This is a genomic window from Lysinibacillus sp. LK3, from assembly GCF_001043675.1.
Lineage (GTDB): Bacteria > Bacillota > Bacilli > Bacillales_A > Planococcaceae > Lysinibacillus > Lysinibacillus capsici.
In genome coordinates this window covers 22882-36306 of record NZ_LDUJ01000017.1, presented here as the reverse complement: position 1 = coordinate 36306, position 13425 = coordinate 22882, and the positions used below count along the sequence as shown (strand labels likewise).

The 13425-nt window shown below is 34.7% G+C and carries 15 protein-coding genes and 1 other RNA gene; 9 read left to right on the top strand and 7 right to left on the bottom strand.

Annotated features, from left to right (window positions below; all coding sequences use genetic code 11):
• Nucleotides 1-216: 216 nt before the first annotated feature.
• The 5 genes from VK91_RS12705 to VK91_RS12685 all read left to right on the top strand — a co-directional run bounded on the left by VK91_RS12705 (nucleotide 217) and on the right by VK91_RS12685 (nucleotide 7568).
• A complete protein-coding gene (locus tag VK91_RS12705; protein ID WP_156181903.1) occupies nucleotides 217-3078 on the top strand; it encodes an ATP-binding protein in 2862 nt (953 codons plus the stop codon).
• A gap of 120 nt (nucleotides 3079-3198) precedes the next feature.
• Nucleotides 3199-3888, top strand: a complete 690-nt coding sequence (locus VK91_RS12700; RefSeq protein WP_048393243.1) for a response regulator transcription factor — start codon at nucleotides 3199-3201, stop codon at nucleotides 3886-3888.
• The gene (locus tag VK91_RS12695) at nucleotides 3885-4913 is read left to right on the top strand and encodes a HAMP domain-containing sensor histidine kinase (RefSeq protein WP_048393240.1); all 1029 of its coding nucleotides are present in this window, start codon (nucleotides 3885-3887) and stop codon (nucleotides 4911-4913) included. The genes VK91_RS12700 and VK91_RS12695 overlap by 4 nt, the downstream gene beginning before the upstream one ends.
• Before the next feature lie 62 nt (nucleotides 4914-4975).
• The gene (locus VK91_RS12690; RefSeq protein ID WP_048393237.1) at nucleotides 4976-5737 is read left to right on the top strand and encodes an ABC transporter ATP-binding protein; all 762 of its coding nucleotides are present in this window, start codon (nucleotides 4976-4978) and stop codon (nucleotides 5735-5737) included.
• On the top strand, nucleotides 5727-7568 hold the full coding sequence (locus tag VK91_RS12685; RefSeq protein WP_048393235.1) for an FtsX-like permease family protein: 1842 nt from the start codon (nucleotides 5727-5729) through the stop codon (nucleotides 7566-7568). Before VK91_RS12690 ends, VK91_RS12685 begins: the two co-directional genes overlap by 11 nt.
• Before the next feature lie 376 nt (nucleotides 7569-7944).
• Here the strand turns inward: VK91_RS12685 and VK91_RS12680 are convergent, their stop codons facing one another.
• Nucleotides 7945-8385, bottom strand: a complete 441-nt coding sequence (locus VK91_RS12680) for a hypothetical protein (protein ID WP_048393233.1) — start codon at nucleotides 8383-8385, stop codon at nucleotides 7945-7947.
• Nucleotides 8386-8556: 171 nt separating this feature from the next.
• Here VK91_RS12680 and VK91_RS12675 point away from each other — a divergent pair, with 171 nt between their 5' ends.
• Together VK91_RS12675 and VK91_RS12670 are read left to right on the top strand one after the other, a co-directional pair.
• Nucleotides 8557-9195, top strand: a complete 639-nt coding sequence (locus VK91_RS12675) for a YfbR-like 5'-deoxynucleotidase (protein WP_082148151.1) — start codon at nucleotides 8557-8559, stop codon at nucleotides 9193-9195.
• 103 nt (nucleotides 9196-9298) lie between these two features.
• Nucleotides 9299-9811: a zf-HC2 domain-containing protein gene (locus VK91_RS12670; RefSeq protein ID WP_048393231.1), complete on the top strand. Its 513-nt coding sequence runs from the start codon at nucleotides 9299-9301 to the stop codon at nucleotides 9809-9811.
• Between the two features lie 52 nt (nucleotides 9812-9863).
• On the opposite strand, the gene VK91_RS12665 is transcribed toward VK91_RS12670, so the two are convergent.
• Entirely contained in the window at nucleotides 9864-10202 is a 339-nt protein-coding gene (locus tag VK91_RS12665) for a zinc ribbon domain-containing protein YjdM (RefSeq protein ID WP_048393229.1), read from the bottom strand.
• 247 nt (nucleotides 10203-10449) lie between these two features.
• On the opposite strand from VK91_RS12665, the gene ssrS reads away from it, so the two are divergent.
• A non-coding RNA gene (gene ssrS, locus VK91_RS22500) (6S RNA) lies at nucleotides 10450-10642 on the top strand.
• A 139-nt stretch (nucleotides 10643-10781) separates the two neighbouring features.
• Here ssrS and VK91_RS22720 read toward each other — a convergent pair.
• From VK91_RS22720 to VK91_RS12655, 3 genes are all read right to left on the bottom strand, one after another.
• A complete protein-coding gene (locus tag VK91_RS22720; protein ID WP_156181902.1) occupies nucleotides 10782-10949 on the bottom strand; it encodes a hypothetical protein in 168 nt (55 codons plus the stop codon).
• 125 nt (nucleotides 10950-11074) lie between these two features.
• The gene (locus VK91_RS12660; protein ID WP_048393227.1) at nucleotides 11075-11392 is read right to left on the bottom strand and encodes a hypothetical protein; all 318 of its coding nucleotides are present in this window, start codon (nucleotides 11390-11392) and stop codon (nucleotides 11075-11077) included.
• A 23-nt stretch (nucleotides 11393-11415) separates the two neighbouring features.
• A complete protein-coding gene (locus tag VK91_RS12655; RefSeq protein WP_082148150.1) occupies nucleotides 11416-11715 on the bottom strand; it encodes a helix-turn-helix domain-containing protein in 300 nt (99 codons plus the stop codon).
• A gap of 282 nt (nucleotides 11716-11997) precedes the next feature.
• Here VK91_RS12655 and VK91_RS12650 point away from each other — a divergent pair, with 282 nt between their 5' ends.
• Entirely contained in the window at nucleotides 11998-12603 is a 606-nt protein-coding gene (locus VK91_RS12650) for a stalk domain-containing protein (RefSeq protein ID WP_048393225.1), read from the top strand.
• An 81-nt stretch (nucleotides 12604-12684) separates the two neighbouring features.
• Here the strand turns inward: VK91_RS12650 and VK91_RS12645 are convergent, their stop codons facing one another.
• The gene (locus VK91_RS12645) at nucleotides 12685-13122 is read right to left on the bottom strand and encodes a hypothetical protein (protein WP_048393223.1); all 438 of its coding nucleotides are present in this window, start codon (nucleotides 13120-13122) and stop codon (nucleotides 12685-12687) included.
• 23 nt (nucleotides 13123-13145) lie between these two features.
• Nucleotides 13146-13367: a hypothetical protein gene (locus tag VK91_RS12640; protein ID WP_048393221.1), complete on the bottom strand. Its 222-nt coding sequence runs from the start codon at nucleotides 13365-13367 to the stop codon at nucleotides 13146-13148.
• Between the last annotated feature and the right edge of the window lie 58 nt (nucleotides 13368-13425).

Here is a 13425-nt window from a genome sequence, read left to right as displayed (position 1 = left end):
GGCATGGTAGATAGAGATTATTAGGAGGGAAAAATTGCTGTGTTGAGAAAAGCTTCTACCCAACATCTACTTATTATAATTGCCATTTTTATAGTCCTTACTTTTCTAAGGTTATTATGGTTAAACTATTTCCTCCCCTCTACACATCAACCTAGTGCCAAAGATGGTGTGGTCCACATAAACAATTTGACTACATCGGAAGAAGAAGTTATTTCCTTGGATGGAGGATGGATCTATTATCCTGGACAATTTATGAATTCTGAAAATAAGGGGGGTAACAAAGAGAGTCATAGCAATACGTATAATACCCAAAATATTCCTGCGTTAAAAAATGAGCGAACGACTCAACCCTATGGCACTTATCAGTTAAAAATTCTGCTACCAAACAATTTAGATAATGATCGATATGCCATTCGTATACCTGCTATCTCAACTGCATCAACCTTATATATAAATGGAAAGCTAGTAGGAAAATCAGGCAAAGTAGCAGATAATGCAGAAGACCATGTAGGTCAAGCTGCACCTTATACTGTTTATTTTACTAATACACAATCTGAAATTAATCTCATACTTCATGTATCTAATTTTGATACACCTACAAGTCCTATTATTAATAAAAGGATTTTATTTGGCACTGCGTCAGCGATGACGCATCATCAATTAATTGTAGGGCTATCTCTTTCAACTATTGTAGTTATGCTAATCATATTCTCTCTTTTTAGCATACTTGTATATTTGTTCATCTATCGAAAATCTATCGTTTTACTTTTCACATTTGGTTTTCTTTTGCCTTTAGCAGATGAATTAATTACGTTTGATCGCTCCCTACTGGATTGGTTGCATCTGAATTATGTATGGTCCTATAAGCTTTCTTCTATTATTTTTCTAGGAGCCTCCTTTTTCTTTGTTCAGTTTATGAGAGTCCTCTTAGTCAAATATCACAACACTAAAACATTTCAATGGATTTTTGCTTGTTATGTTTTAAGTGCAATACTCACGATTGTTTTACCAATGACATGGCTGATACCTACGAAGAATATTTTCTTCGTACTTTATCTAGTATCCTTTCTTTACGTAGTGGTACTGGCTCTTAGAGAGTATTTAGAAAACCAAAAAAGGAGCTCTGCTTTTATTGCACTAACAGCTATCGGCACCACAAATGGTATTATATGGGGTTTCATTAAATCTGTTTACGTATTCGATATTCCCGTTTATCCATTCGATTATTTATTTATCATGCTTGGTTTTTCTAGCTATTGGTTCAAACGTTTTCATGAGAACTCTCAGCAAATTCAAAACTTAGTGACTAAACTACAACACGAGGATGCTTTAAAAGATGAATTCCTTACAAGTAATGCAGAAAAACTTTGGAGTCCAATGAATAGGATGATTACCCTAGGTCAATCCATTTATGACAACCCACAGAACAAACTTGTTACTGAAGATGAAAAAAATCTTAAACACCTTATCGATATAGGTAGAAGTATGTCCTTTACGTTAAACAACATACTGGATTTTACTCGTTTAAAAGAAGGAGATTTACATCTCCATACACAAAGTGTAAATCTTCAAGGTGCTGTTTATGGAGTTTTCGATATCCTCCGCTTTATTGCAAATGGTAAACAAATACATATGGTATCTTTAGTACCTCCAAGTTTCCCAAATGTATTAGCCGACGAAAATCGCCTTATTCAAATCCTATTTAACATTTTGCATAATGCCCTAAAGTATACAGGTGAAGGCTCTATAGAAATTATTGCTCGTGAAGAACAGCATATGGCTATTATCCACATTCGTGATACTGGACAAGGCATGGACAATTTTGTACAAAGTCTTTTGTATTCGCCCTATGAACAGGGCCAAGAATATGATGAAGGCATTGGTATTGGCCTACTTATTTCAAAAAAACTGATTGAATTACATGGAGGTACGTTAAATATACAATCTATTCCTAACAAAGGATCGAATGTTTATTTTACATTACCTCTTGCAGATGAAAGTAGACAAAATAAGGAATACGCAACCTTTAATGCACAAGCTAAAACTCAGCTATCCACAAATGAACAAGAGTTATCCATGGTGTCAGATAAGCATTTCAGGATCTTAATGATTGATGATGACCCTATGAATTTAGCAACGATGAAAAGTATATTTTCGATCTCTGAATACGAAATTACTACTGTTACAACCAGTGAGAAAGCTCTAGCTCTGATTCAGCAAGAATCATGGGATTTAGTAATTGTTGATGCAATGCTTCCGTATATTTCAGGCTATGCTGTAATTCAAAAAATACGAAAACAATACTCATTGCTGGAATTACCTATCTTATTATTGACGATAAGAAAGCACCCTGAAGATGTTTATACAGGCTTTGCCTATGGTGCTAATGATTATGTAACAAAACCTATTAATGCATTAGAGCTAAAAGTAAGAAGTCGAGCTTTAATTGATTTAAAATATAGTATTCAACAACGTCTACATTTAGAAAGTGCTTGGCTGCAATCTCAAATCCAACCACACTTCTTATTTAATACACTTAATACCATTGCCTCACTTAGTACTATTGATACAGATAGAATGATCGATTTAATGCATCACTTTGGTGAATATTTACATGCCAGCTTCGATGTCAGAAATCTTCAAAGAGTAGTACCACTACAGCATGAGCTCGATTTAGTTCGTTCGTATCTTTACATTAAACAGCAGCGATTTGGTGAATTAATTCAGATTGAATGGGATATTGATGAAACGATACAAATTGAAATTCCTCCAATTTCTTTACAAACGTTAGTTGAAAATGCCATTCGACACGGTATATTAAAGAAAGAAGAAGGCGGTACTGTTTGTATTCGTATTAAAGATTTCACAACTTATGTATCCATTAGCGTAATAGATGATGGTGTGGGAATTAGCCCCACTCTATTAGAGGAATTGCAAGAAGATTACAAAGGGACAAGCTCTGGTATAGGGATAAGAAATACAAATCTACGACTTAAAAGAATTTATGGCCAACAATTACAAATTCAAAGTACTATAAACCAAGGTACAAATGTTACTTTCCATATACCTAAAGATTAAAAACCGGAGTCATTACAACGCCATTTTTGTAGTGACTCTTTTCTCAAGTTTCCAATTACATATAGATTTTTCGAAATGAGGGTACAGTATACATATAGAATAAAGGAAGGATCGATAGGTATGTACAAAATATACATAATAGAAGACGATGCAAATATAGCTTCACTGATTGTCGAGCATTTAGCTAAGTATCAGTTTGAATGCTTTACTGTACAACAATTTCCATACATTATTGAAGAATTTAATACTATACAACCACACCTGGTCATTATGGATATCAATCTCCCGACTTACGATGGCTATTTTTGGTCTCGGAAAATCCGTCAACTCTCAACATGTCCCATCATCATTGTCTCTGCCAGAGTAAATGATATTGATCAAGTATATGGAATTGAAAATGGTGCCGATGATTTTATCACAAAGCCCTTTTCATTGGATGTCCTCATGGCAAAAGTAAATGGACTACTTCGGCGTACCTATGGTGAATATGCTTTAACCGAGACAACAACCATAACTATAGCCAATACTACATTAAATCCAGATACAGTTCGTCTTCAAACAAAAGCCAAAGAGAGCCTGTTAACGCTAAAAGAAATGCAGCTTAGTAAGTTATTATTCGAAGCTTACCCTAATGTAGTGCCGCGTCAAAAGCTTTTAAGTGCTATTTGGGATGATGAAACCTTTGTTGAGGAAAATACTTTGTCTGTGAATATTGGTCGATTACGTAGAAAATTGGAAGCCGTACACTCTAAACTTGAGATTAAAACGATCCGTGGTCTTGGATATCAATTGGTGGAGGAAAGTGAATGAAGCTATTCTTTCGAGATCATCTTAGTATCATTATTCTCTATAGCATAAGCTTCCTCCTATTACCTTGGATAATTTATGTATTAGATGACCTATCCTCACACTATGCCTACTTTGTTTTTCTTGTCAGCTTTCTATTTATTCTGTGGCTACTTGGTCGTTATTATCGAAGAAGAAAGTTTTATCATCATTTACAAAAAAATATCAACACACAGGATGAACTTCATTTATTTGAACCACGTGCAGCTATTGAGCAATACTATAGTGAAAAGCTAAGGCAAATACAGTATTTATTTTTAACCCAACAGCAAAGATTGGAAGAACAAGCACACGAGAAGCAACTAGTTTTATCACATTTTGCACACCAAATGAAGACACCCTTGTCAGTTATTCAATTAATCGTTCAAGCTACACCCAACAAGACCTCTGATGAATTGCAGCAATGGCATACCATCAATAAAGAGTGCAATAAATTGACATTTACCCTCAATCAGTTATTAACGTATGAGCGCACATCTCATTTAGTAGCTGATTTAAAAATTGAACCTATTATTTTAAAAGGACTCGTGCAAGAAGTCATCAATGATTTGAAGGATTTCTTTATCATAAGAGAAGTTTTTCCAAAGCTGACGTTTGCTGAAGACCAAATCATTTATTCAGATCGAAAGTGGTTAAAAATTGTACTTTATCAAGTATTAAATAACGCCATTAAATATAGTGAAATGGCAAGCACCATTCATATCCATTATGACAACACGGCTTTGCACATAAAAAATCATGGTGAGACGATCCCTGCTAGTGAAATAGCACGAGTCTTTGATTTATTTTATACAGGTATGAAGGGGCGAACGAGTGGTGAAGCAACAGGTATAGGCTTATATTTAGTGAAAAAGATTTTAACTACACTAGAGCACCCCTTCACTTTACAATCTTCTGAGCATGTCACTACTTTTTCCATTAATTTTTCAAATAGTCTTAAAAAAATGAAGATGACAAAGTTGTCATCTTCACGTCATCAAGAGAAATAGGTTATGTGCCGCTCCTTTTCTATACTAAAGTTATCTAATGAGCATAAAGGAGTTGTTTTAATTTGGGTAACGCAATACTACAAGTAACTAATTTGCACAAGGAATACATTGGTGAGATCACCTATAAAGCGTTAAACGGTATCGATTTTCAGCTACAGCAACAGGAATTTGTAGCTGTCATGGGACCTTCAGGTAGTGGGAAAACAACATTTTTAAATAGTGTATCCACTATTGATCGTCCTACCGCTGGCGATATCTTCATTAACAATCATAATCCTTACGCATTAAATGATGAGGAGCTCGCCAAATTTAGACGCTCTGAACTAGGTTTTGTATTTCAGGATTTTAATCTTGTGCATACATTAACAGTGAAAGAAAATATTTTATTGCCATTAACATTAGATAGCATACCTGCTTCAAAAATGCTTCAACGTTTAAAGGATGTCGCTCAATTTCTTGGTATCGAGGAACTATTGTCGAAACGTATTTATGAAATTTCAGGTGGACAAAAACAACGAGTAGCCATCGCTCGTGCCGTTATACATGGGCCAAGTTTATTGTTAGCAGACGAGCCTACAGGAAACTTGGATTCAAAGGCTGTCAATGATGTCATGAACTTATTTTCCTCAATTAATCAAGCGCTTGAAACGGCTATTCTCATGGTGACACATGATCCTTATGTAGCAAGCTTTGCCAATCGCATTATTTTTATTAAAGATGGGAAATTATATAACGAAATACATCGAGGCAACAACCGCAAGCATTTTTATCAGGAAATTATGGACACGCTTGCTTTTCTAGGTGGTGGACAGCATGAGCTTTAATCATATTGTGATTCAAAATATTTTACGTGACAAATGGACGTATGTTTCTTACTTCTTGAGTAGTATGTTTTCTATTATTATTTTCTTTCTATTTTCTGTTATCGTCTTTCATCCAAATCTGAAAAGCCTAGATCCAAACTCTACACTTGGAATTTCTTTAATGCTAGCTAGTATGCTCGTTTATTTATTCTCTTTTATTTACATTACCTATTCAATCACAGCATTTTTACGTAAGAAGACCAAGACCTTAGGAATATTTATGATTACTGGGGCTTCCATGAAGCAGATTCGTAAGCTGGTCTTCCGTGAAAATCTGTTAATTGGCATTTTAGCTATTCTGGCGGCTATCGTTCTCGGTCTTGTTATTACACCTCTTTTCTTAATGGGTGCAAAAGTTATTTTAAAGGCAGAAACATTCGGTATGTACATGCCTCTTCAAGCAATCAGCATAACCATAGGATTATTTCTGATTTTATTTGTTGTAATATCGACAGTTGTTACGAGGTTCATTAATAAAGAAGCGTCTATCCAACTTTTAAAAAGCGATACAGTTATCGAGAAATCTATTAAGCCTCATTATGTGTTATTAATACTAAGTATTTTGATGTCTGCCACTTTAGCTTACTTGCTAAAAATCGAGCATTCCATTGTAGACACTTTAAGTGTCCTTTATTATCTGTTATTTTTTATTAGCATTCTTAGTACGATTTATTTAGTTATTACACAAGGATTTCGTTTGTTTTTAAAAATATATGAAAAGTCTCCTGCCTATCTTCAAAAAACAAATATGCTTTTGGCGTCCAATTTAAATGCAAAAATGAAATCACATGCAAATATGCTGTTTCTAATTACTATCCTATTAAGCGGTGTCTTTCTATGTACAAGTATTTTATTTAGCTCTTATTACAATGTAAAAAAGACTAGTGAAGAAAATTATCCATATAGCTTTCAATATATTGCTGATCCAAAAGCTGATGACAACATGGTAAAGGCTGATCTTGATTATCTTGAAGATACTTTATCAACGGTTCAAGCCCACAAGTATTTTATTGAATTTAAATCAAAGGAAGATCAACGCATTGGCTATATGGCGTTATCGGATTATAACCTGATCCAGCATCAGGACAACAAACTAAGTAAAGATGAATTTATTGCCGTCGCTGGCAGTCGAGATGTAGCGCCTACAACAAACAATGCCAGCGATCTGTATATAAAATCTTTCAAACTAGCCAGCACCCATGAGCAAAATCTGCTATCTACCGGCTTCCAACAAAGTTATTTCATTGTACCTGATGACATTTACAAAACCATTGACTACCCTATTTATAAAACGTATATCTATGAACTGGAAGATTGGACAGCCCACACAGATTTGGCAAAAATTATTACCAGTGACTTATCCTCTTTACCTGGAGAACGTTATGTAACATCCAAAATTGATTTATATAACACAGAGATGTTTGTTAAAAGCGTCATGTTCTTTAGCGGCTCCATGTTAAGTCTAATTTTCTTAAGTGCAGCCATGAGTATATTGTACTTCTATTTACAAACAACATTACAACAAGAGAAGGAAAAGTATATTGGTATACGTAAGTTAGGACTTTCTAGAAATGAATTAGCTACCATTATCACTAAAGAATTGGCGATTCTTATTTTTGTACCATTCACCATAGCTATTACACTCTTGTTAATTACACTTTTTGCTATACAAACAATGGTTTCTACAGCATTTTTACAAGTTTCCATAGCTAGCTCTTGTTGTTTCTTTGTGCTTTTCCTCATTAGCTATGTATTAATTCGAAAAAGTTATTTTAAACGCTTAGTAAGCTAAAAAAATCGCACTCCTTAAGGGGGCGATTTTTTCATAGTGTTGAAAAACAAACCAATTAATAGAATCTTTATGAAAGGCTTTTAACAAAGTTTTCAAATAAAGTGAAGGTGTTAACTACTCATTTTAGTGTGGAGTGTCGTCACTCATCACTTCTCCCCATTGAAAATAAAAGCCCTAATTCAAATAATGGGCTATTTGATCGCTACTGCTGCTAAGGAAAAAACACTTCTGTAGAATGGTTGATTGGAGAGGAACCAGCGTCACTCCTAGGGGATTTAGCGGCTCATCGGACGCCCCCTGGAAAGAACGCTGGCGGAACGCAAATCAACCTCTCGCCTTGTGAAAAGGTCTTTTTCTGCAGATGACATTATCTTTTTTACCAAAGAACGGGCTTTGCTACCATCAGCCATAGCATAATAAGCAATAATACTATATACATCCATGTTTTACGATGCAACAGTGAAACAAATTGTAGATGATTAAATGCTGGTGTGTTAAAAGTACGCAACGTCGGTTTAAACGCCCTTGCTAGAAATACGATCGATGCGAACATCACGAGGAAGGTTAATACAATCCACGAGGTATTCCAATGATAGCCCGCATGCCACATTAACAAAATACCAGAGGCTACTAGTACATGCCCTGAATGTTTGACGAGCGTAATGGCCCCCTTAAAGGCTTCTATATATGGTGGCATGTCATCCATGGAAGCTATGCGCATTTTTTTTACAATGGTTAGCACAACGAACAAAGGCCCAATCGAAAGAATAGCACTTAAAATATGTATATAAAGAAGAAGTGTATAAATGGAAAACATACTGTGTACTCCCCTTTTCATCAGTCCCCTTCATTATAGCATTCAGCTGAATTTACTTTATCAGCAATTGTGAATCCTTTGTAAACACAGCCTGAATCATTGTTAAATTGTTTGAAAAACGTATAAAGAGGGTATTGTTTATAGTAACATGCACTTATAGAACAAAAAGGAGTGATTTTTATAGGAATTCATCAATTTTTCACAAGTCTTAATGATTTAGAGCGTATTATTCGTTGCCCTGGTCGCTTCAAATTTGAAGAGCACAACGTGGCAGCCCATTCTTGGAAAGTGTCCCAATATGCGATGTTTTTCGCAACGTTAGAAGAAATGCACGGTGCAACAGTTGATTGGAAATCTTTATATGAAAAGACAATCAATCATGACTTTGCGGAAGTGTTTATTGGTGACATTAAGACACCAGTAAAACATGCTAGCCCAGAGTTAAAGCAAATGCTCGCACATGTGGAAGAAAAGATGATGGAAAAATTCATTATCAATGAAATCCCTCAAGAATTTCAGGCTATTTTCCTTGAACGGATGAAAGAAGGAAAGGATCAGACTTTAGAGGGTCGGCTACTTGAATTTGCGGATAAACTCGACCAGTTTTATGAGGCTTTCGCAGAATTAAAGCGTGGTAATACTGACAAAGAATTTGTCTATATGTATCAATCAGCCCTTTCAAAACTGTTGGCAATTCCACTTGAAGCGACCGTCCACTATTTCCGCACAGAAATTTTAAAGGATGCAGTAAAGGAAAAAACACATATCGATATTCAAGCATTAACAAATGAAGTATTAACATCAAACTAATAGGGTGCATGTACAAGTTTTCCGATTGAAAAATTCACGGAAGGCTTTTTTTATTTTCCGCAAAAAGTCGTATAATGAGGAGAGATTGAATGGAGGGAAAGTATTGTCACAGGAATGCTCAATTATAGAGGATTTAATACCTCTTTATAAAAAACAACTGCTTCAAGCATCAACAATAGAATTTGTCGAACAGCATCTAACAACTTGTCAGCAATGTCAGCAGCTTGTAGCCAATTCATCAACTCAGAACGCATACTTACCCATGAAAAGAACAGTATCCTTTTTTCATATCATATTTATTGTATTATCCTTTATGTTTGCCATTAACTCGTCCTTACTTGGCAATCAAAAGGGCTTCGTCATCTCATATGCTCTTTTCGGCTGTCTTTCTTACCTTTTCTATAAAAATATCTGGATTGTTTTTATCATAAGCTCTTTGCCTGTATTCGTTTGGGCTATCATTAATAATCTTAATAACGAGCTCTATATTACAATCTTTTCTTTAACTGAAATAGGGGCGCTTGTGATTGGAGCTGGCTACATCGCACTTTTACATACCATTTTCGCTTTAATTGGCGCAGCTTTTGCCATTCTATTACGTAGGGTTTTTCAATAAACAAAAAAGCACCTTTGAACTTTTTTACCAAAGTTGAGGTGCATTTTGTTTGTTAGGCCTTTTTCACAAATTCTGATTTTAATTTCATGGCACCAAAGCCATCAATTTTACAGTCGATATTATGATCGCCTTCCACTAGACGAATACTTTTTACCTTTGTCCCAATTTTTAAAGTGGAAGAACTGCCCTTCACCTTTAAATCCTTAATAACAGTAACTGAATCGCCGTCAGCTAACAGATTACCATTTGCATCTTTTACAATAAGTGCATCTGATTCCTGTTCAGTTGCGTCCATACTCCATTCATGCGCACATTCTGGACATACATAATTTGCTCCATCCTCATATGTATATTCTGAATGACATTTTGGACAATTTGGATAAGCTGCCATTTTTGCTTCCTCCTTTTATATTTTTACTAGGAAAATCCTCTTTATGCTCCTATCTTTACATAGTCGACCTTATTTAGCAAAGGTTGTTCGTATTTTCCGTTCGCATTTGTGAAAAAAATATGAAACATCAGCACCTTTTTGAAGGTAGTACAAGATGTTTATAACGCTATTTGGAACACTTGCCCATTGACTAATTTGCCATTATCATCTTACTTGCATGTTTATCGATCATGCTTTATTATATCCATAAAGGCTGCATTGTTCGTATAATATTAAGTTTTAACCTTTAAGCTGTAAAAGGGAGTTTTATTATTGGAGTTGGAATGACGGGCCTCACACTACGGTGCATGAGGATAAGCAGGAAAACTTCTGCGAACACCCACTTTGAGGAGTGGTGGTTTAAAACTTTCTATAATAACTACGGCATACGCGGCTTTTACTTAAATAGTGTTATATCAAGGTTTCTACAGCATCTTAGCCAAATTGGTTAAGGTGCTTTTTTCATCCCAAAATAGCCAATGGGGTTAAATTGAGGTTAAACCTCATTATAATTATTGGTAATTAAAATTAAACACTTGTTTATCTCCGCACAATATACCCTCTCATGCGAGGCTCAATATACATTTTTTTATCAACAGGCTTATTAACATTTGTGGATTCCTTCTTAAATTTCATTTCCTCATATTGATCTTCCAAATCAAAAATTGATAATTGCCCCTGCAGTTCCATATATTCAAAATGAGTCATATTCTATTTCCCCTTTCACCATTCCAGCCAGTTTTCTAAGTTTGGTCTACTACATATTTCTGTTCGACTATCACGCTCATTCAGCCAATTATAAAAAGTACTGGACGCTCTCTATCTGCTGTTTCTTAAATAGATGATGAATAAGTCACCTTCATACTAGAACGTTCTACAGCCTTGTTAAACGCCCCTACAAATACAGCTCTTAATGTACTAGTGATAGTTAATGTACCGTTCACAATATCGCTGATAATGTTAGCTAAAACGTCCTTAACGTTCCCAAAATCACGTATATCGTTCATTTTTGTAGCCAAGATACATTTGTGAAGTTGATCTTTTAATTCATCTTGTATAGGCATCGAGTGCATGAAATCGTGTAGCATTACTTGGTACTCGTTCATGTATGCCTTTTTCTTTTCAGCTTGCAAAGCTAATTCATTTGCCAAGACTCATAATATTATTTGCTTGTTTAGAACTTAAAAGATTTAGATGATTGGTTTTTAGATTGTTGCGCTTCAACCTTACTCTCACAAGGTTTTTCAGCATTTGCACGCTGGGACATTGTAAGGCAAATAATGTAGATGCTTGCTCCTTGTCCACCTTTGCTTTTTACAGTGGTTTCTTTCTTAACGATCCCTAACGATTCCAGTTTTGAAATAGCCCGATAAACTGTCTTTGTGCTGATCTCCAATGCTGCTGCAATTGTGGCAGCTTTCAAATGACAAGCCCCTGGATGTTCAAAGCTATGAGAAGCAAGTTTGAAAACGATGGCACGTTCTGATTTGTTAAATCATAATAATGAGCCGCAATGTGTTCCTCAACTGCTGTGTCCATGTCTGCTACTGATTCAAATGTTTTATAAGTTGCTAATTTTAGTGAAAATGAATTAGAGGAGATTGCAAACGCTTTAGATGCAAAATATGAGGCTCATTTCGTTTTAGAGGATGGACGCAAGTTTTAAGTTACAGATAACTAATATTGGTTGTCTGTTTTTTATTATGTACAAATCTCATTAAATTTCCTATTATAGTTAAAAAAGGGGGAATTTAATTTGAAAAACACAACTGTATTATTTAGTGTATTAATTTTACTTTTAACTTTTAGTATGGGTGCTTACGCTGCAACTAAATACAATTTTACTTTTGATGGCAAAAAACAATCTATCGATGTGCAGGTAATTAATAATCAAGCATATGTACCTTTAAATGCTGTTACAGACCTTTTTGGGGGAAAAGTGACTTACGATAACAAAACTAAAACGTATGCTGTTACATCTAATGCCACTGGAACAACTAACACTCAGAATGGATTAACACAAACAATTGGTAATATTACAGTTAAAGTTGATAAAATTACCCAAGATTCAGATTCACTTAAAGTTTTTGTAACATATATAAATAACTCAAAAAAAGAAGCTATGACTGGGGATAGTCTCTCTAAGATTATCGCTAACGGAAAACAATATGAATATGACTTTGATTTTAACTTTGCCAGATACTATGATAAGGACGTAGCAAAAGCAGCGAGTTACATTGAACCTGGAGTAACAGAGAGTTCAGTGATATTTTTCAAACCAGTATCTACAGATAAAATTAACGTTGTATTAAATGCAGGTTGGGAATCCTATCGTTTTAATGATGTAAAGATTCAAAAATAATAAACGCAAAAAAGCCCAGGCTCAAACTTAATTGAGTACCTGGGCTTTCATGGTTTAATTTATAAACAAAATTTTTTCACATTAAATCTCCAAATTAGGCATTGTTATCCTTACAGCTAATTCTACTATTGGTTTTGAGAAAGTACTTGGAATCATGGGACTTGGCAAATCTCCATCATGATTGGCAAGTCCAAAAGATGCTTCTCCTATATGAATCCAATCTATATCATCTGTACCCTCTATAAAACCTATAAAATGATAATCTGCACTATAAGTATCATATCCATCCTTATTGGGGATTGCTCTCCAAACTTCGGCTTCTTTTGTAGGATCTACTCCAAATTGTTTAAAGAAATTCAAAATTTCTGGACTAGTGAGCTGAATTTGTTTCGCGTAAAGTTGACAATCTTCACAACCACAATGAGCTTTTTCAGAAACCTTCGGAAGTGTTATGTATAATTCTAAAGTTTTCTCTTTATCTACTTTTACAACATAATCATTTATCTTTATTTCTTCCATAATAACTCCTCTTATTTAGATTATTATTGTGGAATTAACCAAATCACATTACCTGCGTCTTTACTTGAATGATCAGGAAAAGCATTGAAACTTAATAATTTTCCATCCTCTATAAAGAAACGGATTTCTAATTTTTTATCTCCTTTTTCGTAATACGTTTTGATCGAGTCCCAACCATCTTTTACCACATTATCTTGATCTGATCTACGTATATCTTCTACAATATACTTTACAAGTTTGTCCATATCACCATAATCTTTGAACCGATTACCAGCATTTATATGTTTACTAACATCTACTTCT